This window comes from Rhodanobacter sp. MP1X3 (assembly GCF_014207165.1).
Taxonomy (GTDB): domain Bacteria; phylum Pseudomonadota; class Gammaproteobacteria; order Xanthomonadales; family Rhodanobacteraceae; genus Rhodanobacter.
In genome coordinates this window covers 141,048-160,228 of the sequence record NZ_JACHCO010000005.1, presented here as the reverse complement: position 1 = coordinate 160,228, position 19,181 = coordinate 141,048, and the positions used below count along the sequence as shown (strand labels likewise).

The window sequence follows — 19,181 nt, the reverse complement described above, 5'->3', positions numbered from 1 at the left end:
CCTTGCGCCTGGCCAACGACACAACTCCGCATGCATACCCGACTTCCCGAGCCCAACGCGGACGAACGCGCGCATTCCGATCAGTTGCTGCTTCGGCTGCGTGAAGAGATTGCAGCGCACGGTCCGATGCCGTTCTCGCAATACATGCATCGCTGCTTGTACACGCCGGGGCTCGGCTACTACAGCGCGGGCAAGGCCAAGTTCGGTGCAGCGGGTGATTTTGTCACGGCACCGGAGCTGGGCGGGCTATTTGCATGCTGCGTGGTGAATGCTGTGCAGCCGCTCCTCGCTGCGCTGGGCGACGAGGCCGATTTCCTGGAGCTGGGCGGGGGCAGTGGCGTATTCGCCGAGGTGGCGCTGAAGGCATTGGCGGCGAGTGGAACCATGCCGCGTTATTACCTGATACTCGAACCCAGTGCCGATCTGCGTGAGCGTCAGCGCCTCCATCTCGCCGCTAGTCTCCCAGCCGAACTCAACGCGCGCGTGCAGTGGCTCGATGGGCCACCCGAAGCCGACTGGCGCGGCGTGCTGTTCGCCAATGAGGTGATCGACGCACTGCCGACCACGCGATTCACGGTGCAGGGTGGTGAAATCTACGAGGAGCACATCACGCTTGATGGTAACGGCCATCTGCAACGTACCGACCGTCCGGCGGATGCGCTGGTCTCCGGCGCCGTGCGCCACGTCGAGCGTGATCTGGGCACGACGTTTGCCGATGGTTATCGCTCGGAATTATTGCCGCAGCTGCCGTACTGGATTCAGGCGATTGCCGGTTCGCTCACCGCTGGCGTGATGCTTTTCATCGACTACGGCTACGTGCGCCGCGAGTTCTATCTGCCCGAGCGCGACGATGGCACGCTGATGGCTCACTATCGCCATCGCGCGCACAACGATCCGTTGCATTTGCCCGGCCTCAACGACCTCACCGCCTCGGTCGATTTTACCGCGCTGGCCGAGGCCGGCAAAAGCGCGGGTTTTGATCTGGCCGTCTATCTGCCGCAGGCGCAGTTCCTGATCGGTGCCGGTCTGCAGGATGTCTTCCAGTCCATGCAGGCCGAGGTCATGGATGAGCACGGCGGCTATCAACTGGCGCAGCAGGTAAAGCGACTCATGCTGCCGGATCAGATGGGCGAACGCTTTCAGGCGATGCTGTTCGCCCGTGGCATCGACGCACTATCGCTGCCCGATGACTTGCTCACTGCCGATCAGCGCGGGCGACTCTAGGCTGCGGTTTCATCTCAGTACGCGTGTTGTTCAGTACGCCTGTTGTCGCCAGACATCGGCGACCATCATCCAGGGATGAAAGACAAAACGCAGCGTATGATTGCCGGCCGGAACGCAGACGGCGCGGAACATGTCGTTGACGCAATGGATAGGCAGAGGCGCACCGTCGGCATCTGCCACCCACTCGGGGAATCCAGTTCACTTGTCGCAGGGTACTTCGTAGCGTTTACGTGCCGGGCGAAACCTTGCCGGCGCTGGTCGCTGGTGCTGGCGCATCAGTCGGTTTGGCGGGCACGGGCGGCGGAACCGGCAGCGGCGTTACCGGTGTCGAATCCGATGGACGATGCACCAGCTGGCCGCGGCGGAACTGTTCGCTGGCCACCTGGTAATACGACACCGCTTGGTCGATCAGCGTCTGGTTCTGCGGGTCGATCGGCGTGGCGTCACCGGTGGCGTAGTCCGGCTTGAACTGCTCCAGCTTGCGCTGCGGCTCCAGCACGGTGAGCGCATCGTCACGCAGATAGCCGAGTTTTTCGTAGGTGCCCGGCAGCGCGTGGCCCTGTTTCGGCGGCAACTGGAACACGTCCTGGCCGAAGAAGCGTGTGCGGTAGCTGAAGTTGAGCATGCCCAGCAGGGTCGGCGGAATATCCAGCTGGCCCATCACCTGTTCCACGCGCTGCGGCGGGAAATTTTTCGGTGAATAGATCCACAGCGGGATGTGATAGTGGTTGATCGGCAGTGTGGTCTTGCCGGCGCTGGAGGCACAGTGGTCGGCGGTGATCACGAACACGGTATTGTCGAAGTACGGCTTGCTTCGCGCGCGTTCGATGAAGTCCTTGATCGACCAGTCGGTGTACGCCACCGAACCTGGGCGGGACGGTGCGATCTGCTTCACGCGGCCGGCCGGGTAGGTGTAAGGCCGGTGGTTGGAGGTGGTCATGATGTGCAGGAAAAACGGCTTGCCATCGTTGTGGATGTCGTCCATCTGCTGCAGCGCCAGCGTATAGAGATCTTCATCCGACACGCCCCACACGTTCTGACTGTGGATCGGCGCATCCTTGGGAATGTCACCGCGGTCGACCGTGCGGTAGCCGTTGTGGCTGAAGAAATAATTCATGTTGTCGAAGTAGCCATAGCCACCGTAGACAAAGTCCGACTGATAACCGCGATCGTTGAAGATGTCGGCCAGCGAGAAGAGATTCTCGTTGTGGTGCTCGCGGATCAACGAATCGCCGGGCGTCGGCGGCACCGACAGCGCCAGCGCTTCCAGTCCGCGCACGGTGCGCGTGCCATTGGCGTAGAGGTTGTCGAAGAAAACACTTTGGCCAACCAGCGAATCCAGGTATGGCGTGAGGTTTTCCTTGTTGCCGAAGGTGCCCAGGTAATCGCCGGACAGGCTCTCCACGCTGATCAGCACCACGTTGAGATGCTTCTCCGCGCCAATATGGCTGATGGCGCGGGTGAGGTCCTGCGGATCATCACTGAGGTAGGTGGCGTCCGGCGTCTTCAACTGCTCGCGGAGGATGCTGAAGGCCTTGTCATCGGGCAGGGTGCGATAGAACTTGGCGTAATCCAGATGCGAGCTACGAAACGCCGCAAAGAACTGGTAGATGCCATTGCCGGCCAGCTCGTTGACGTAGCTGTTGGCGGTGCGGTCCTTCATGCCGCCGTTGACCGCGAACAGTGACACGACGGTAAGCACCAGCCACAGCAGCGCCACACTGCCGCGCTGCCAGAAGCGGCTGCCATCGTCGCGGGTGCGCAGGCCACGGCGGCTCAGCGCAAACACCACCAGCGTGCCGATCACCAGCAGCCCGAGCCAGGTGAAGATCGGATATGACTCGCGGATATTGCCGATTACTTCGGTGGTGTAGACCAGATAATCCACCGCGATGAAATTGAAGCGGACGCTGAACTCGTTCCAGAACACCAGCTCGCACGCTGCCACGAAAAACAGCCCGTACAGCAGGACCAGGCCCATCAGGTACATCGCCCACTGGCCGCTGCGTGCTGAGTAAGCGAGCGCCGGCATCGGCAGGAAAAACAGGAACAGAATCACCAGCGGCCACGACTCGTGCACGTGCACGTGCCAGCACAGGAACACCAGACCCAGGCAGGCGGCATACAGCAGCGCCATGCCGAGCAGATACAGCAGCCACTGCCCCAAACCGGAAATCCGCGCGCGCCGGGCCGGCACCAGCCACAGGAACAGCACCATCGGCCACGCCACGTAGATAAACGTGATCAGGTCATATCCCAGGCCGACGCCGAAGCTGTAAAGCAGGTTGAGTGGGCTGTGCGAGACATCTGCGCCCGACATCACCAGCAACGCCACACGGGTCACCAGCGCGATCGCGACAAAGGTGATTGCCAGCCAAAGCAGGGGGCGGAAACGCTGCCGCATGGGTGAGACCGTGGTTAAAACTCGCGACACGGGCAACTCCAGGAAAGGATATCAGGGGATATGTCGGTCAACGCTCGATTAACGGCGCTATCTATCCGGACTTTATACAACGTGAGGGCTTTACGAATGTTTAGTTTTTACTAGTGCGATCGCCTCGACGCGGGCGGCATTCATCGCTTCGCCGATGGCCGGGCCGACAAGTCCCTGTTCGACAAACACCGCGGCATCGACGGATGCGGCGGCAGCACGTGCTTCGCGCAGGTAATCGGCTTGCGGATAGGCATCACTTTCATGGCCTAGTCGGCCACGCTTATCCGCTTCGCAGGCCGCAAGAAAAAACTCCAGTCGCACGGGACGACGCAGTGCATCCAGCGCGCTCAGCAGCTTCAGCACCGTGGCCGGCTTCAGCTCGAACGCACGATGCGCGTTCAAATGCTCGCGACAGACCTGCTCGGCCAGCGCCGCGTGTTCGGTGGGTACCTTCAAGCGCTCGGCCAACGCTCGCAGTGGCGCTACACCGCGATGCTCATGGCCGACATGCCGCGGGAGCTCATCAACCGGCGTCAACGCCTTGCCGAGATCGTGCACCAGCGCGCAGAAGCCGACGATGTCGTTGCCTGGTGCAATCCGCGCTGCGGCATCCAGCACCATTTCCAGATGCACGCCGGTGTCGATTTCGGGATGGAACTCAGCCCGCTGCGGTACGCCGTAAAGCGCGTCGATTTCAGGAAACAGCACAGCCAGCGCACCGCACTTGCGTAGTACGCTCACGAAGGCGGAGGGCTGCGGTTCGGTCAGCGCCTTGCGCGTTTCCGCCCATACGCGCTCCGGCACCAGGTGATCCACCTCGCCATCGCGCACCATCTGCTGCATCAGTGTCATCGTCTCGTCAGCCACGGTGAAACCCAGCGGTGCGAAGCGCGCGGCAAAGCGCGCCACGCGCAGCACGCGCACCGGGTCTTCGACAAAAGCATCGGAAACATGCCGCAGCACGCGCGCCTCGATATCGCGCACGCCGTGGTATGGATCGGTGAGCGTGCCGTGCTCGTCCTGCGCAATGGCATTGATGGTCAGGTCGCGGCGAGCCAGATCCTGCTCCAGCGTCACCGTCGCATCGGCCTGGAACACGAAGCCATGATAGCCACGGCCGGTCTTGCGCTCGGTCCGCGCCAGCGCATATTCCTCACCGCTGCGCGGGTGCAGGAACACCGGAAAATCCTTGCCCACCGGTTTGTAACCCAGCGCCAGCAATTCATCCGGCATAGCTCCAACGACGACGTGATCGCGATCGACCACCGGCCGTCCGAGCAGGTCGTCACGGACTGCGCCACCCACTAGATAGATTTGCATGAAAGATTATTTGCCATGCGTGTGTGTCTTGTCCGAAGAGACAAAAGTAGGTTGGGATGAGCGCCAGCGAATCCCAACATCCCGGCCGGTACAACGTTGGGATTCGCTGGCGCTCATCCCAACCTACACGGCTATCTAAAGCTTCGTAGGTAATGGCCCCAGGGCGCAAATGATTCGTAGCTTGATGAATCGAATGCCGAGTTTGGCGGTTTCGTTTGATTGAAGCAGTCTTGAGCAGCGCTGCATGCATTTATCCGAGATGCTCGTGAATGATTTTGCTGAATCTACCGCCGTGCTGCACGCGCCTCATTCAACCGGTTTTGCAGTGGCGAGCCGTGAATCAGCCGCGGCAGCCACGGCGTGAACGGTTGCGGCACGATGCCTAATGCCGCATAGCCGTCGGTCTTGCCGACGGAGTCGGTGCGCAGCGAGAGGAAGTTGTCGAGCGAGAAGGGTTTGCCGGGCAGCAGGCCGGCGACCTTGGCCTGCAGGCGGCCGAGGCTGTCGGGTAGCGCGATGATGGTGCACTTGAGGCCGGCCGCATCGCTGATCTTGCGCACGATCTCGCCCAACGTGAGTACCTCGGGGCCGTAGAGTTCGAAGCTGCTGCGTTTGCCCAGCTTGTCGCTGGCCACGCAGCGAGCGATGGCTTCGGCCACATCACCGACATAGGTCGGCGCCATCCGCGATTTGGCCCGCACCAGCGGAAATACGGGCAGCTTTTTCAGCAGCGCAGCGAAGCGGCTGACCAGCCCATCGGCGGGGCCGAAGATTACGCTGGGCTGATAGATCGTCCATTCGAGCGACGAGGCCTTGACCAGCGACTCGGCTTCGCCGCGCGTCTTCAGGTATTGCGACAGCCCCTGGCCCGCCTTCAGCGAACTCATCTGATGCAGGCGTTTGACGCCGCTGGCATGGCAAGCGGCGATCACGCGTTTGGTCAGCTCCACATGTGCGCGCTGGAAGCTGTGGGGGCCACTGGCGTTGAGGATGCCGATGAGATTGATCACCGCGTCGGCGTCGGCGAATTCCTTGCGCAATACGTCGTCGCTATAGACATCGGCGCTGCGGATGGTGACCTGCGGCAGGACACCGAGCGCGCGGTTCTGTTCGCGGTTGCGACTGAGCATCACGATGTGATGGCCGTCGGCGGCCAGCCGCGGCACGAGATGACTGCCTACAAATCCGGTGCCGCCAAGGATGACGATTTTCTGTGCGGCCATGGGAATCAATCCTGCTTTGTACAACGGCTGATGAGTATGGCGGTTCAGGGCGATGAGCCGGGCGTCGATGATGACGTCGCTGGTGTGATGGCAGGCATCGGGGTTGGAATGCTTTCCGGCTTGTTGACCACCGCGCTGGCAGGGCAGTCGATCGTGCGCTTCACGGTCATGGCGTTCGGCAGTTCGTAGGTTTGCCCAATCGGGCGCATGCGTGTGGTCAGGGGCACCGCCTTGCCGTTGAGACGCCAGTCGTAGATCACGCTGAAAGCCATCACGCGTGCTACGTATTCGCGTGTTTCCTTGTACGGCATGCTGGCGACAAACAGATCCGGCGCCAACGTGCCGCGGGCGGCCAGCCACTGGTCGACCTTGTTGGGTCCGGCGTTGTAAGCGGCACTGCCAAGCCATGGTGAACCGTTGTAATGGCTGGCGACCTGGGCGAGATAGCGAGTACCCAGTGTGATGTTGACCGCGGGGTCGTACAGCGTGTCGCCACCATCCCAGTTGAGCCCGTTGCTGCGCGCCACGAGAGCGGCAGTGGCGGGCACCAGTTGCATCAGGCCGCGGGCGTCGGCGCCCGAGTGTGCGTCGATCATCCATGCGCTTTCAGCGCGCAGGATGCCGTAGGCCCACGCGGGTTCGATCCCGGCCTGTTGGGCCTGTGTGACCACACCATCCTGACTGGCCAGTGGGAAGCGCAGATCGTACATGCGCAGTGCGTCGCCGCTGGTCAGCGTGAATACGGCGCGGTCGTACCAGCCGCGTTGGTTGGCAAGATCGGCAGCCAGTCGCTGCGTGGTCTGGTCGTCGCCCTGCAGCGCACGGTTCCATTCGCGTCTGGCAAGCTTCGGCAAGTTGACGGCGTAAAGTTCGAACGCGCGCAGCAATCCTGGTCGGTTCAGCAGCTCCTGCTCGCGTTGCGGATCGTCGGCCAGCTGCAGCGGGCAGATCGCATAGGGCTGATCGAGCTTGTCGGCGGCCAGAAAGCCGAAGAAGGTTGCTTCCTTGGCGAGCGTGGCGAAAACTGGCTGCGCCTCGTCATTGCGATTGAGCGCGGTCAGCGCGCGCGCGCGGAAGTAGCGCCACTCGCCGTCCAGTTTCTGAGTGTCGCTCATGGCCGCAATCGCGGCGAGCACCGCGCTCCAGTCCTGCTCGGCCAGCGCAATGCGCGCGCGCCATTCGCGCGTGCTGTCGCTCTGCGCGGCGGCGGGCAGGTCGATCAGGCGCGTCAGCGCGTTCTCGTCGAAATCAGTGGCGTGGAACAGCGCCAGCGTACGGAGGATCTGATCTCGCTGCGATTCGCTGAAGGCGAAATGCGTTTGCAGGTTCTGCCACGCGGTGTCGGCGCTATCGGACTGGCGCCGGGCCAGCCGCGTGAGCGCCAGCGTGGCCGCCTGCCGCGCGCGCGCGGTATCGGGCCAGCTGGGGGCGGCGGCGACGGCGGACGATGGGTCACGCAAGGCCAATGCCAGCTGTTTCGCGGTGGCTTTGTCTTCCGACGGCAGCCAGCCGGCGAGCTTGCTGATGGTGTTTGCCTGGCCGGCGTCAGCCGCACGGTCGATACGCGACCACAATCGTGTACTGGTCAGCAGGCCCTGGTCGTGCGCGGCACTGAATACCGGATCGCAGGCATCGGGTAGGCTGGCCTTGCTCCACAGGTCGGAGAGATCCCGGTCGAAATCCAGCGTCGTGCCGCGCGACAGTTTCGCTTGCAGCGCATCGCAGGTCAGTGCATCGCCGAGGTCCGGCTGATAGAGCACGAGGAAACCGTTCCAGTCCTGCCGGCGCGCCAGTTCCAGCAGAAAATCGCGGCGTAGATCGGCGGCGGGAATCCAGTCCGGATACTGTTTGATGTATGACTGTACCGTAGCGAGGTCGGTCTGCTTGAGGTCGTGCTCAAGTGCGGCAGCCTGCAGATACGGATACAACGGGTAGTCGCGCAAGCCGCTGGCCTGCGAGCGCCAGCCATCGCCGCCTTGCTGCTGGGCGGTGGCATAAGCCTGTTTGAATGCGGCGCGCTGCGCGTCGATCGACTCGTCAGCGTGGACCACGGGTGCGGCAAAGAAGCCGGCGAGGGTCAGCAGCAAACCCGGGAGCGAAGCACGCCATAGCGTGGTGGAGACGAACATGGCAACTCCTGCGATCGTTCGGCCGCCAGTGTAGTGGATGGTCGTAGCGGATGACCCGAGCGCGCATGACGGCGTGGTTCATGAATGTCCATCCACCGAGTGACGTCGTCAACGGAGGGTTGGCATCGGCCTGCTAAACTGACCCGCTTACGACTTGAACACAAGCAGGATCGGCATGCCTCCAGCGCCATCGCCAACGCATCGCCGACACGCAATCACCTGGCTGTTGCTGGGGCTGTTGGCAATTTCAGGCGCTTGGTGGTGGTGGGCGATAGGTCGGCCAGTCGCGCTGCCTGATGCACCATCGGCACGCATTGCCTGCGTCTCGTATGCGCCGTTTCGTTTGGCGGGTGAATCGCCGCTCGATCCGCATGCTTTCATCAGCCCGCAGCGTATCGATGCCGACCTTCGGGCGTTGTCGCAGCGTTTCGACTGCGTGCGCACGTATTCGCAGGGGCAGGGCCTTAGCGCCGTGCCTGAGATTGCCAAGCGCTATGGCTTGAAGGTGCTGATGGGCATCTGGCTGAGTCGGGATCCCAAGCTGAACGAGCAACAGATCCAGCTTGGCATTCAAGCCGCTCAGGCCAATCCGCAGGTGTTGCGCGGCGTGATTGTCGGCAACGAAGTGCTGTTGCGCGGTGAATTGTCCTCAACGCAAATAGCTGGCTATCTGCGGGAGGTGAAGGCGGCGGTGAGCGTGCCGGTGACCTATGCGGACGTGTGGGAATTTTGGCTGCGGCATCCCGAGCTGGCCACATCGGTGGATTACCTCACCATCCACATTTTGCCTTATTGGGAGGACCAGCCGGTGTCGCCGGAGCGCGCGGTACAGCATGTCGCCGACGTCTACGCGAAGGTGCAGCACGCGTTTCCCGGGCGCCGCGTGATGATCGGTGAGACCGGTTGGCCCAGCGAAGGGCGACCACGTCAGGCAGCCGATGCCAGCCTGGTCAACGAAGCGCGCTATCTGCGCGAATTTCTGCGCTACGCGGCGACTGTGCAGATGCCATACAACGTCATCGAGGCGTTCGACCAGCCGTGGAAGCGCGCGCAGGAAGGCACCGCCGGCGGTTACTGGGGCATCTTCGACGTACACGCCAAACCAAAGTTTGCGATGCAGGGCCCGCTTGTCGAAGAGCCACACTGGGCGTTCGGCTGGCTGGCCGGCGTGGCCGGTGCCCTGGTGTTTGCCATCGTCGGCTTCTGGCGCCGATGCTGGAGCGGTATGCGCGGTTGGCTCGCGCTGTTGCTGCTGGGATTCGCCAGCGGCTGCGCGCTAGCCTGGCAGTCGCGGCAGATGTGGTTCGCCTGCCGTGATGTGTGGGAGTGGACGCTGTCGATCACGGCCTGTGTGCTGGCGCTGCTGACGGCGCTGGCGTTGGCGCGCTGGGTTGCTGCGCGTTTGGCGGGTATTACTGAGCTGGCCTGGCCATCCGTATGGCTGCGGTTTGGATGGCTATTTGGTTTGGCGTATTTCGGCCTGCTGATGGTGTTTGACGGGCGCTATCGCGATTTCCCGCTGGGCCTGTTCGAGCTGCCGTGCATCGGCTACGCGCTGGTGGCATTGCTGTCGGGTCGCTACGAGGTCCGAATGCCGCTGATCGAGGAACGTTTCCTTGCGGCATGTCTGCCCGCGCTTGCCGCCATGGTGGTGTTGCAGGAAGCAGGGCTGACACCAGTGGCATGGCTGTGGCTCTTGCTCAACGCTGCAATGGGTGCGCCGGTGCTACTCAGCTGGCGACAGGCGCGGCAAGAGCTGCGCCTGAATCCGCAGCAAGCGTAGGCAGCCGATCAGCAACGCCAGCGCGCCGGCTTCAAAGCAGTACATTTCCAGCGCGAACGCACCCAGTGCCGCAGCCAGCCAGGCCGCCCACGGATGTTTCCAGATCAGCGACAGCGCGGCGGCGATCAGCGCGGCGATGCCATAGCCGTTGCCCAGAAAACCCAGCACCACCCATTGCCGCACATTGCACCATGCCGGGCCTTTGCCGCTCTCGCACAACTGCACGACGGCGCTGGGTTCGACCAAGCCATAGCGCAGTACCGCTGCGAGTAGTCCGACGGCAATCAGCAGCAGCCAGGGCAATGCCTTTCGCGACCACCCTATCGGGTTCGATCCAGATGTCATGTGTCAAAGCTCATGCAGGTTCTTTCGTGGGTTCGTTTGATCGCTGGTCTTGTCAGGTGCGCATTCATCATCGACGCCGTCCGCGCGTCACGTTGCCGACGTGCGACGGCAGTCGAATCTCGGCGGCCAGCGGCAGGTGATCGGAGAATGCCTGTGGGAGTGTCCATGTCTTGTCCAGTTGGATCGCTGCCGAGGTGAGGATGTGATCCAGCGCCCGGCGCGGTTTCCAGCTGGGAAACGTGGGTGTCGACTGCGCCGGCGGCTGCAGGCCGCATTTGGAAAACAGGTAGTGCATTTCCGCGCTATGCGGCTCGGTATTCAGATCGCCCATCAGCACCGCATGCGGAAAATCCTGCAGCAGTTCGGCGATGAAGCCGAGCTGTTTTGCCCGCGCCGGCGCGCTCAGCGAGAGATGTGCCACCATCACGGCCAACGTGCTGTCGCCCTCGCCGAATTGCGCCAGCAGCGCGCCGCGGCCGGGGATGCGGCTGGGCAGTGGATAGTCCAGCACCGAATTCGGTTCCATTCGGCTGATCAGGCCGTTGGCCGAGTGTGCCAGTCGCGCCATCGGACGGTTTGGCTGATGGCTCCAGAACGGCATACCGGACGTTTCGGCGAGGTAGCGGGTCTGGTTGAGAAAGCCCGAACGCAGGCTGCCGGCGTCGGCTTCCTGCAGGCCAATCACGTCGAACTGCGGCAGCACTTCGGCGAGCCGGTCGAGGTTGTCCATCTTGTTACGCCCAGGCAGCACTGCGGTGAGGCTGCGCGTGACGTATTCGCTGTAGCGCTGGACGCTGGCGCCAGCCAGGATATTGCAGCTGAGCAGGCGCAGGCGGCGCTCGGCAGGTGCGGCTTGAGGATGGGCGGCGCGGTTCATCGCAACACACTACACGGGGAAGAGAGACAGGCGGTTAGCGCAAGCGAAACAGGCGCTCGAGTGAGTCGGTAGAGTCACCAGCTCACTTGAGCAGCATAGCGTGAGCCATGCGATGTGAACGCCGCGCCAGCCTACCGACCCTCTTCGACGATTGAAGCGGCGAGATTTTACTTGCCGCTCAATTCGCGCTTGGCCAGCCACAGCGCTATGGCGGCCAGCTGTTCCTGATCCGTTGCGCCAGTTACACGGTACTTGCCGTCGATCACCAGGGTCGGTGTGCCGTCCACCTGCCATTTCTGCATCAGCGCCAGGTCGCTCTTCAATTTTGCGGTGACCTCGTCGGAGGTCGCGATCCGCATGAAGTCGGCACGATTGACGCCTTGGCGAGCGTAGAAGTCAGCCAGCTCATCCATGGAGTTGATGGGGTAATTCTGGCCAAACTTGTCTGCAAAGAGTTGCAGATGGGTGCGATCGACGACGCCCAGTTGCTTGGCGGCGTAATAAGCCCGCGCAAAAGGCAGCCACTCGGCACTGAATGGCGCGGGCATCAGCTTGAATACCACGCCGGGCGGCAACTCTTTGCGCAGCTTTTCGGCAATCGGTGCGAAATGCGCGCAGTGGATGCAGCCGTATGAAAACACCTCGACCACTTCCACCTTGCCCTCGGCGCTGTAGCGCTGAGCCGGGCCGGGCAACGTCACGTACTCGCTGCCCTCGGTGTATGGCGCAGCCGTTGAACTGGATTGCGCGCTGCAAGCGCTGGTCAGCAGCAGACCGCCAAGCAGGGTGAGCAGACGCAAACGGGCATATCGCTTCAGCATGAGGCTTCTCTTTGAGGATAGCTGTGAAAACTAATGTATCAGGCTGATTCGAACGTCAACATGCAAAAGTACTTACTTGCCGGCGGTTTCCTTGGATACCAGCCATTGCACCAGTTCAATCGTCTGTGGCAGGCCGCCGGCGTCTTTTGGCGTCAGCCGGTATTTGCCGTTAACCACGATGGTCGGTGTGCTGTCTACGCCCAGAGCCTTGAGCTCATCATCCGCACGCTTCATTTGGGTATTAATGCTGAAAGAGTTGGCGACGCCAACGAACTGCTTTGGATCGACGCCGTACTTGGCGTAGAACTTGGCGACATCGTCGATAGTCGGCCATGCTTCATGCGGTTTCGGCTTGCCCGCCTGCAGGTCATAAGTAGACAGCTCGCCGGTTTTCCAGGAGGCGTCGAACATCGCATCGTAGGTTTTATCGGCCACGCCGAGCGCCTGTGCGGCATAGAACGCGCGCTGGAACAGCGGCCAGTTTTCGTCCGGACGGAACGAAGCTGGCAGGTAAACCACGACTGCATTCGACGGCAGGCTTTTGACCAGCTCATCCATGGTGGTGTGGAAAGAATTGCAGGCCGGGCAGGCGTACGAGAACACTTCGGTCACTTCAACCTTGCCGGGATGGCTGGTCGGCTGTGCAGGATCGACCAGGAAATAATTTTTGCCTTCGACCCACTTGCCGTCGTCCACGAACGGTGCGGCCGGCTTGGTCGGCTGGGTATCCGCGGTTGCAGGGGTCGATGCGTTGGCAGCGGGTGCGGCGCTGGCGGCAGCAGCTGGTGCGGTGCTTGCCGGCGCGGGAGTCGTGCTGGCAGTTGCCGTGGTGGCGGCCGTGGTCGATGCCGCCGGTGTAGAAGAGCTGGCGGCGCTGTTGTCGCTGTCGTGGCTGCAGGCGGCGAGCGCGAGCAGGGCGACACACAGGATCGGTAAACGCTTCAACATGGGAAACCTCGGAGCGGAGGGGGCGCGAAGCCGGATGAGGCCGTGAACCAGATGGGGTGTGAGACCGTCGGCGCCGACGCGAGTTCAGCGCTGTTATCGATCAGGGCGTGGTGAGGGCTGGCGTCGGCTCGGCGCTGTGCAGGCCCTCGACATAGCTGGCCAGGGCGGCGATGTCGTTGGCGTCGAGCTTTTGTGCAATCGACGGCATGATCTGCGAATGCGTGTCGTCGCCCCATACGGTACCGTCGTGCCATGCCTTCAGCGTGGCCTGGATGTACTGCGCATGCTGAGCAGTGAGCTGCGGATACATCGCGCCCGGATTGCCGCGACCGTCAATGCTGTGGCAGGCCATGCAGGCGGGTATGCCGCGCGTCGGGTCACCCTCGCGGAACAGCGTCTGGCCATGATCGACCAGCGCCTGATCGGCGACGCCGGGTAGCGAGGTTTTGCTGGCAAAGTAGGCGCCGACGTTCTGCATGTCCTGCGGCGACAGCGGTGTGGCCATGCCCAGCATGATCGGATTCTGCCGCTTGCCGGCCTTGAAGCTGGCCAGTTGGTGGGCGATGTAGGCCTCGCTCTGGCCGGCCAACTTGGGATACTGCGGATCGCTGGAGTTGCCGTCGATGCCATGACAGGCGCCGCAAACAGCGGCCTTGGCCTGGCCTGCGGTCGCGTCACCGGGTTTGATCGCAACGGCCACGGCAGGCTCGGTCGCGCTGCTGGCGGTGGGAGGTGTCGTTGCTGCGGTCGCGGCTGCTGCGCTGGATGCGGCAGCCGGCTTTGCTGCGGTGCTGGCCGCCGCTGGTGCGGCCGCCGCGGAAGCAGAAGCGGCCGGTTTTGGCGCGGTGGTCTGAGCCATCACCGCGCTGGCGGATAGCGCAAATGCAAGAGCGGTGGCGGACCCGAGAACAGCGTTCCGAAAACCGGCGGACCGAAAACTCATACACTTGACTCCCGAGAAACTTGCGAACACCGCCGTGACTTGCCGCCATTCGGCTTGCAATAGGCAGTAACCCAAGAATTATCCCTGTGCCACCGTCCCTTGGTCAAACCATTCCCATGTCTAATCCCCTGCAAGGCGCGCAGTTCGTGCTCGCCGCTCATCGCATCAGTCAATTGCCCGCCGATCAAGGCGCCGAAGTGGCGTTCGCCGGCCGCTCCAACGCCGGCAAATCCAGCGCGCTGAATGCGCTGACCAATCACAAGGGGCTGGCCCGCACGTCCAAGACGCCTGGCCGCACCCAGCAGATGGTGGCCTTCAGCCTGCCTCCGCCGACGCAGGTCAAAGGCCAGCCGCCGCTGGATATCCGGCTGATCGATCTGCCCGGCTACGGCTACGCCAAGGTGCCGCTGGAGATGCGCGAGCACTGGAAACTGGAGATCGATGCGTATCTGCATCAACGTCAGAGCCTGCGCGGGCTGGTACTGATCGTCGACATCCGTCATCCATTGAAAGAGTTTGACCGACAGATGCTGGAGTTTTGTCTGGCGACGCAACTGTCGTGCCATCTGTTGCTGACCAAGGCCGACAAACTGTCGCGCAATCAGGCCACGCAGGCGCTGGCGACGTTGCGCAAGCAGTTCGTCACCGAAGGGCTGCACGCGACGGCGCAGATCTTTTCCTCGTCAGCCGGTACTGGGGTGGATGAGGCGCGCGAAGCGGTGATGGCGCTGCTGCGGCAGCCGCGGATTCTTGGCGAACGATCGCACTGAGGCAAAACGGACGCGTCAGCGCAATTTGGTCAGCGCTGACGCGGCGCGACGACTCAACCCAAGCGGATCAGCGCGGCAAGGTTTCCAGAAACGCTGCGCACAGCGCTTCCATACCCACACGATCTTCGTCATCGAAGCGGTTGATCATCGGGCTGTCGACGTCCCACACGCCGAGCAGGGTACCGTCGGCTTTTACCAACGGCACCACGATTTCCGACTGCGAAGCGGCGTCGCAGGCGATATGTCCATCGAATGCATGCACGTCCCGAACCAGCTGCGTTTGTCGATGCTGCGCGGCCGTGCCGCAGACGCCGCGGCCGAGTGCGATGCGGATGCACGCCGGCTTGCCCTGGAACGGACCGACCACCAGTTCGTTGCCGTCGAACAGATAAAAGCCGGCCCAGTTCACCTCGGGCAGGCTGTTGAAAATCAGCGCGCTGAAGTTGGCCGCATTGGCGATCATGTCGGCCTCGCCCAGCATGAGCCCGCGGGCCTGATTGACCAGCTCGTCATAGTGTTCGCGCTTGCTGGCATAGTTTGTCGTGATGGACTCGAACATGATGGGTCTGCCGGCAAAGTACGTATTATGCCCCGTGCTATCTATTGGAGTAGGGCTTAATGAAACTCGTCGAGCAACGTGAAGGCATCGAGGCGGGTCGACTCGGCATGTTTGCCAGCGGATGTTCGCCTTTATGCTGACCGGCCGTTTGCCGTATTTTTTCAAGCGGGGTTGCCAAGGCAGGGTGGCAACGTGAATCAGGCAGCTGTTTTCATTGCGGGCACCGATACCGGCATCGGCAAGACGCACGCCGCCTGCGCGCTGCTCCATGCGCTGCGTGCTGCGGGCTACAACACCTGCGGCATGAAGCCGGTGGCCAGCGGCTGCACGCCAACGCCGCAGGGGTTGTGCAACGACGATGCGCTGGCGCTGCAGGCAGCGAGCAGCTCTTTGTTGCCTTACGAATGGATCAATCCGATCGCCTTGAGCGAACCGCTGGCACCGCATTTGGCCGCTGCGCATGAGGGCGTCGAGATTTCGTTGGCGCCGTTGCGCCACGCATTCGATCAGCTCATTGGCAGCCATCAGCGCGTGGTGGTTGAAGGCGTCGGCGGCTGGCTGGTGCCACTAGCGCCGGGCCTCTCGGCAGCGGATATAGCCAAGCAGTGGGAGCTGCCGGTGATTCTCGTGGTCGGTCTGCGGCTGGGGTGTATCAATCATGCGTTGCTCAGTGCACGGGTCATCGAAGCCGATGGCTGCCAGCTGCTGGGCTGGATCGGCAACGTGATTGATCCGGACATGCTGGCGCTGGACGAGAATCTGGCAACCCTGCGCGAGCTGATGCCTGCGCCGTGCCTCGGCGTGTTGCCGCACGGCGTGGCGCCAAAGCAGGCCGCCATACATCTGCAGACCGCCGCGGCGACCTTGGGCTGAGCTTCACATCGTGCGTGCTTCGATAGCGCATTGACCACTCAAACATGCACCTATCGCCGGAGGCACCATGGCCCGCAGTCACTACTACCTTTCCATTGCTGATCTGACCAAGGCGCGCGGCAGCGACCCACGCTTTTCCTACGAGGGCGCTGGCCCGGGCGACTTCGCCACGGCGATGCAGCAGGCGTTGCGGGATGCCTCCCTCTTCGAACGCTGGCGCGCGGCGCAGCCCGATCCCGATGCGGTCGACAGCAGCCTGGCCGCGACTGATCCGCAGGCGGAGGTGACGGCCAGGGTCAGCGACCTGCATATCGAGGTCGAGCTGCTCACGACCTTGCCGATGAGCGTTGTGCGGCAGCGGCTGAATCTGTTGATCGGCAGCGCTTGGCAGCTGCGCGATATGCGTGCAGCCTGAGAGCCTACGGATTCATCTTCAAATTGCCCCAGTTGAACCGGTGGCAGCATCTCATCGGATGAATCGGTCATTCGATCCCTTGGTCCGTGTTAGTCCAGACTGCAATCCACCCCGGTAGCCCGGTGCCCCTGACTTTCGGCCCTTGGAAGAATCGGGCGAGAATGGTTAGAGTCAATGGCTGTTTACTGCTCACTCGTCCTTCGGACGCGTTATCTTGCACAATTCCTGGGGAACTCCGATGCTCCGTCTGCGTATGATCGTTATCGCCACATCCATCGCTCTGGGTGCCTGTTCGCAGCCGTCCGACGATACCGCCAAGCAGCCCGCCACCGCGGCAACGGTGGCGCACGCCAGTACCGCGACGCCGGCGCCTGCCGCCAGCACCAATAATCCGTTCTTTGCGGCTAGTACGCTGCCGTTCCAGGCGCCGCCGTTCGACAAGATCACCGAGGCGGATTACCAGCCGGCGATCGAGGAAGGCATGAAGCAGCATCTGGCGGAGATCGAGAAGATTGCCGACAACCCGGACGCGCCCACCTTCGACAATACCTACGTGGCGATGGAGAAATCCGGCGCCCTGCTGACTCGCGCGATGATGGCGTTCGAAGGCGTGGCCCAGGCCAACACCAGCGATACGCTGCAGAAGGTGGAGGAAGAGGAAGCACCAAAGCTGGCCGCGCATCGCGACGCCATTACGCTCAACAGCAAGCTGTTTGCGCGCGTCCAGGCGGTGTACGACCAGCGCGACGCGCTCAAGCTCGATCCGGAATCGCTGCACCTGGTCGAAGTGACCTACAAGAACTTCGTCCGTGGTGGCGCCAAGCTGTCCGACGCCGACAAGGCCAAGCTGAAGGATCTCAACAAGGAGGAGTCGACCCTCAGCACCCAGTTCAGCAACAAGCTGCTCGCCGCGACCAAGGCCGGTGCGCTGGTGGTGGACGACAAAGCCAAGCTTGACGGTCTGTCCGATGCCGATATCGCAGCAGCGGCCGGCGCCGCGAAAGAGCGCAAGGTCGATGGCAAGTGGGTTGTAGTGCTGCAGAACACCACCCAGCAACCTGCGCTGCAGGACATCAACGATCGCGCCACGCGTGAGGCCTTGTTCAACGCTTCGTGGAATCGCGCTGAAAAAGGCGATGCCAACGACACCCGCGACATGATTGAGCGCATCGCGCAGATCCGCGCCGAGCAGGCCAAGTTGCTGGGCTACCCCAACTATGCCGCCTGGACGCTGGACGACCAGATGGCCAAGACGCCGGATACCGCGATCAAGTTCATGCAGAACCTGGTGCCGGCTGCCACGGCCCGCGCCGAGCGCGAGTCGAAAGACATCCAGGCGGTGATCGACCAGCAGAAGGGCGGCTTCAAGGTCGCCGCATGGGACTGGGAGCATTACTCCGAACAGGTGCGCAAGGCCAAGTACGACCTCGACGAAGCGCAGATCAAGCCTTACTTCGAACTGGACAACGTGTTGCAGAACGGCGTGTTCTACGCCGCCAACCAGCTTTACGGCCTGACCTTCAAGGAGCGCAAGGACATTCCGGTGTACCAGCCTGACGTGCGCGTGTTCGAGGTGTTTGACAAGGACGGCACCTCGATGGCGCTGTTCTATTGCGACTATTTCAAGCGCGACAACAAGAACGGCGGCGCCTGGATGAGCAATTTTGTCAATGAGTCCACGCTCCTTGGCGCCAAACCGGTGATCTACAACGTGGCCAACTTCACCAAGCCGGCCGCGGGCCAGCCGGCGCTGTTGTCGTTCGATGACGTGGTCACCATGTTCCACGAGTTTGGTCACGGCCTGCACGGCATGTTCGCCAACACCAAGTACCCGTCGCTGTCCGGTGCCAACACCGCGCGTGACTTCGTCGAGTTTCCGTCGCAGTTCAATGAGCACTGGGCGTCCGATCCGAAGGTGTTCGCCAATTACGCGAAGAACTACAAGACCGGCGAGCCGATGCCGCAGGCGCTGGTCGACAAGATGAAGAAGGCCGGTACCTTCAACAAGGGCTATGACATGACCGAGCTGGTCTCGGCCGCGCTGCTCGACATGGGCTGGCATACGCTGGGTGCCGACGCACCAAAGCAGGACGCCGACAAGTTCGAGGCCGAAACGCTGAAGAACGACAAGATCGATCTGAGCTATGTGCCGCCACGCTATCGCTCCAGCTACTTCATGCACATCTGGAGCAACGGCTATGCCGCCGGTTACTACGCCTATCTGTGGACCGAGATGCTGGCGGACGACGGCTTCGAGTGGTTCAAGGAACACGGCGGTCTGACCCGCGAGAACGGTGATCGCTTCCGCACGATGGTGCTCTCACGCGGCAACACCGAAGACCTTGGCACGATGTACAAGGACTGGCGCGGCAAGGAGCCGAGCATCGAGCCGATGCTGATCGATCGTGGCCTGAAGGACGCACCGAAAAAGTAAGGTCGCGTTTCGACTAGGTGTACAGAAATGATCAGGCCCGCCATGTGCGGGCCTGATCATTTCTACTGGAAGCAACCGTCAGC

At 62.3% G+C, this 19,181-nt stretch carries 17 protein-coding genes; 7 read left to right on the top strand and 10 right to left on the bottom strand.

From position 1 onward, the window contains the following. Nucleotides 1–30: 30 nt before the first annotated feature. Nucleotides 31–1,224, top strand: coding sequence for an SAM-dependent methyltransferase (locus HDE79_RS14480; RefSeq protein ID WP_184602686.1), 1,194 nt, complete (start codon nucleotides 31–33; stop codon nucleotides 1,222–1,224). Between the two features lie 226 nt (nucleotides 1,225–1,450). Here the strand turns inward: HDE79_RS14480 and HDE79_RS14475 are convergent, their stop codons facing one another. The 4 genes from HDE79_RS14475 to HDE79_RS14460 all read right to left on the bottom strand — a co-directional run bounded on the left by HDE79_RS14475 (nucleotide 1,451) and on the right by HDE79_RS14460 (nucleotide 8,330). Continuing rightward, nucleotides 1,451–3,628 (bottom strand): LTA synthase family protein, encoded by a 2,178-nt coding sequence (locus HDE79_RS14475; RefSeq protein ID WP_184603048.1) that lies wholly within the window; start codon nucleotides 3,626–3,628, stop codon nucleotides 1,451–1,453. Nucleotides 3,629–3,748: 120 nt separating this feature from the next. Further along, entirely contained in the window at nucleotides 3,749–4,978 is a 1,230-nt protein-coding gene (locus HDE79_RS14470) for a multifunctional CCA addition/repair protein (protein WP_184602685.1), read from the bottom strand. Between the two features lie 284 nt (nucleotides 4,979–5,262). Then, a complete protein-coding gene (locus HDE79_RS14465; protein ID WP_184602684.1) occupies nucleotides 5,263–6,201 on the bottom strand; it encodes a complex I NDUFA9 subunit family protein in 939 nt (312 codons plus the stop codon). Between the two features lie 44 nt (nucleotides 6,202–6,245). Beyond that, complete coding sequence (locus tag HDE79_RS14460; RefSeq protein ID WP_184602683.1) at nucleotides 6,246–8,330, bottom strand: transglycosylase SLT domain-containing protein; 2,085 nt, start codon at nucleotides 8,328–8,330, stop codon at nucleotides 6,246–6,248. A 175-nt stretch (nucleotides 8,331–8,505) separates the two neighbouring features. Between HDE79_RS14460 and HDE79_RS14455 the strand changes: the two genes are divergently transcribed. Next, nucleotides 8,506–10,113, top strand: coding sequence for a glycoside hydrolase family 17 (locus HDE79_RS14455; protein ID WP_184602682.1), 1,608 nt, complete (start codon nucleotides 8,506–8,508; stop codon nucleotides 10,111–10,113). On the opposite strand, the gene HDE79_RS14450 is transcribed toward HDE79_RS14455, so the two are convergent. The 5 genes from HDE79_RS14450 to HDE79_RS14430 all read right to left on the bottom strand — a co-directional run bounded on the left by HDE79_RS14450 (nucleotide 10,057) and on the right by HDE79_RS14430 (nucleotide 13,804). Further along, entirely contained in the window at nucleotides 10,057–10,458 is a 402-nt protein-coding gene (locus tag HDE79_RS14450; RefSeq protein WP_184602681.1) for a hypothetical protein, read from the bottom strand. The two genes, HDE79_RS14455 and HDE79_RS14450, sit on opposite strands and share 57 nt — an antisense overlap. A gap of 67 nt (nucleotides 10,459–10,525) precedes the next feature. After that, nucleotides 10,526–11,335, bottom strand: coding sequence for an endonuclease/exonuclease/phosphatase family protein (locus HDE79_RS14445; RefSeq protein WP_184602680.1), 810 nt, complete (start codon nucleotides 11,333–11,335; stop codon nucleotides 10,526–10,528). A gap of 167 nt (nucleotides 11,336–11,502) precedes the next feature. Beyond that, on the bottom strand, nucleotides 11,503–12,156 hold the full coding sequence (locus HDE79_RS14440) for a thiol:disulfide interchange protein DsbA/DsbL (RefSeq protein WP_184602679.1): 654 nt from the start codon (nucleotides 12,154–12,156) through the stop codon (nucleotides 11,503–11,505). A gap of 72 nt (nucleotides 12,157–12,228) precedes the next feature. Next, nucleotides 12,229–13,104, bottom strand: a complete 876-nt coding sequence (locus HDE79_RS14435; protein ID WP_184602678.1) for a thiol:disulfide interchange protein DsbA/DsbL — start codon at nucleotides 13,102–13,104, stop codon at nucleotides 12,229–12,231. Between the two features lie 100 nt (nucleotides 13,105–13,204). After that, nucleotides 13,205–13,804 carry a c-type cytochrome gene (locus HDE79_RS14430; RefSeq protein ID WP_343205976.1) on the bottom strand — a complete coding sequence of 200 codons (600 nt, stop codon included), beginning with the start codon at nucleotides 13,802–13,804 and terminating at the stop codon, nucleotides 13,205–13,207. On the opposite strand from HDE79_RS14430, the gene HDE79_RS22265 reads away from it, so the two are divergent. Together HDE79_RS22265 and yihA are read left to right on the top strand one after the other, a co-directional pair. Then, nucleotides 13,788–13,958, top strand: coding sequence for a hypothetical protein (locus tag HDE79_RS22265; protein ID WP_343205975.1), 171 nt, complete (start codon nucleotides 13,788–13,790; stop codon nucleotides 13,956–13,958). The genes HDE79_RS14430 and HDE79_RS22265 overlap by 17 nt on opposite strands. 205 nt (nucleotides 13,959–14,163) lie before the next feature. Beyond that, nucleotides 14,164–14,817, top strand: a complete 654-nt coding sequence (yihA, locus tag HDE79_RS14425; protein WP_184602676.1) for a ribosome biogenesis GTP-binding protein YihA/YsxC — start codon at nucleotides 14,164–14,166, stop codon at nucleotides 14,815–14,817. 67 nt (nucleotides 14,818–14,884) lie between these two features. Here the strand turns inward: yihA and HDE79_RS14420 are convergent, their stop codons facing one another. After that, the gene (locus HDE79_RS14420; RefSeq protein ID WP_184602675.1) at nucleotides 14,885–15,376 is read right to left on the bottom strand and encodes a GAF domain-containing protein; all 492 of its coding nucleotides are present in this window, start codon (nucleotides 15,374–15,376) and stop codon (nucleotides 14,885–14,887) included. Between the two features lie 192 nt (nucleotides 15,377–15,568). Between HDE79_RS14420 and bioD the strand changes: the two genes are divergently transcribed. From bioD to dcp, 3 genes are all read left to right on the top strand, one after another. Further along, the gene (bioD, locus tag HDE79_RS14415; RefSeq protein WP_184602674.1) at nucleotides 15,569–16,249 is read left to right on the top strand and encodes a dethiobiotin synthase; all 681 of its coding nucleotides are present in this window, start codon (nucleotides 15,569–15,571) and stop codon (nucleotides 16,247–16,249) included. A 67-nt stretch (nucleotides 16,250–16,316) separates the two neighbouring features. Continuing rightward, nucleotides 16,317–16,664: a hypothetical protein gene (locus tag HDE79_RS14410; RefSeq protein WP_184602673.1), complete on the top strand. Its 348-nt coding sequence runs from the start codon at nucleotides 16,317–16,319 to the stop codon at nucleotides 16,662–16,664. Between the two features lie 238 nt (nucleotides 16,665–16,902). After that, a complete protein-coding gene (dcp, locus tag HDE79_RS14405; protein ID WP_184602672.1) occupies nucleotides 16,903–19,098 on the top strand; it encodes a peptidyl-dipeptidase Dcp in 2,196 nt (731 codons plus the stop codon). Nucleotides 19,099–19,181: the final 83 nt, after the last annotated feature.

Coding starts and splice junctions, on each gene's coding strand:
- HDE79_RS14470 (WP_184602685.1), bottom strand. CDS start 4,978: ATGCAAATCTATCTAGTGGGTGGCGCAGTCCGTGACGACCTGCTCGGA.
- HDE79_RS14440 (WP_184602679.1), bottom strand. CDS start 12,156: ATGCTGAAGCGATATGCCCGTTTGCGTCTGCTCACCCTGCTTGGCGGT.
- HDE79_RS14465 (WP_184602684.1), bottom strand. CDS start 6,201: ATGGCCGCACAGAAAATCGTCATCCTTGGCGGCACCGGATTTGTAGGC.
- HDE79_RS14460 (WP_184602683.1), bottom strand. CDS start 8,330: ATGTTCGTCTCCACCACGCTATGGCGTGCTTCGCTCCCGGGTTTGCTG.
- HDE79_RS14475 (WP_184603048.1), bottom strand. CDS start 3,628: ATGCGGCAGCGTTTCCGCCCCCTGCTTTGGCTGGCAATCACCTTTGTC.
- HDE79_RS14450 (WP_184602681.1), bottom strand. CDS start 10,458: ATGACATCTGGATCGAACCCGATAGGGTGGTCGCGAAAGGCATTGCCC.
- HDE79_RS14410 (WP_184602673.1), top strand. CDS start 16,317: ATGGCCCGCAGTCACTACTACCTTTCCATTGCTGATCTGACCAAGGCG.
- yihA (WP_184602676.1), top strand. CDS start 14,164: ATGTCTAATCCCCTGCAAGGCGCGCAGTTCGTGCTCGCCGCTCATCGC.
- HDE79_RS14445 (WP_184602680.1), bottom strand. CDS start 11,335: ATGAACCGCGCCGCCCATCCTCAAGCCGCACCTGCCGAGCGCCGCCTG.
- dcp (WP_184602672.1), top strand. CDS start 16,903: ATGCTCCGTCTGCGTATGATCGTTATCGCCACATCCATCGCTCTGGGT.
- HDE79_RS14435 (WP_184602678.1), bottom strand. CDS start 13,104: ATGTTGAAGCGTTTACCGATCCTGTGTGTCGCCCTGCTCGCGCTCGCC.
- HDE79_RS14420 (WP_184602675.1), bottom strand. CDS start 15,376: ATGTTCGAGTCCATCACGACAAACTATGCCAGCAAGCGCGAACACTAT.
- HDE79_RS14455 (WP_184602682.1), top strand. CDS start 8,506: ATGCCTCCAGCGCCATCGCCAACGCATCGCCGACACGCAATCACCTGG.
- HDE79_RS14480 (WP_184602686.1), top strand. CDS start 31: ATGCATACCCGACTTCCCGAGCCCAACGCGGACGAACGCGCGCATTCC.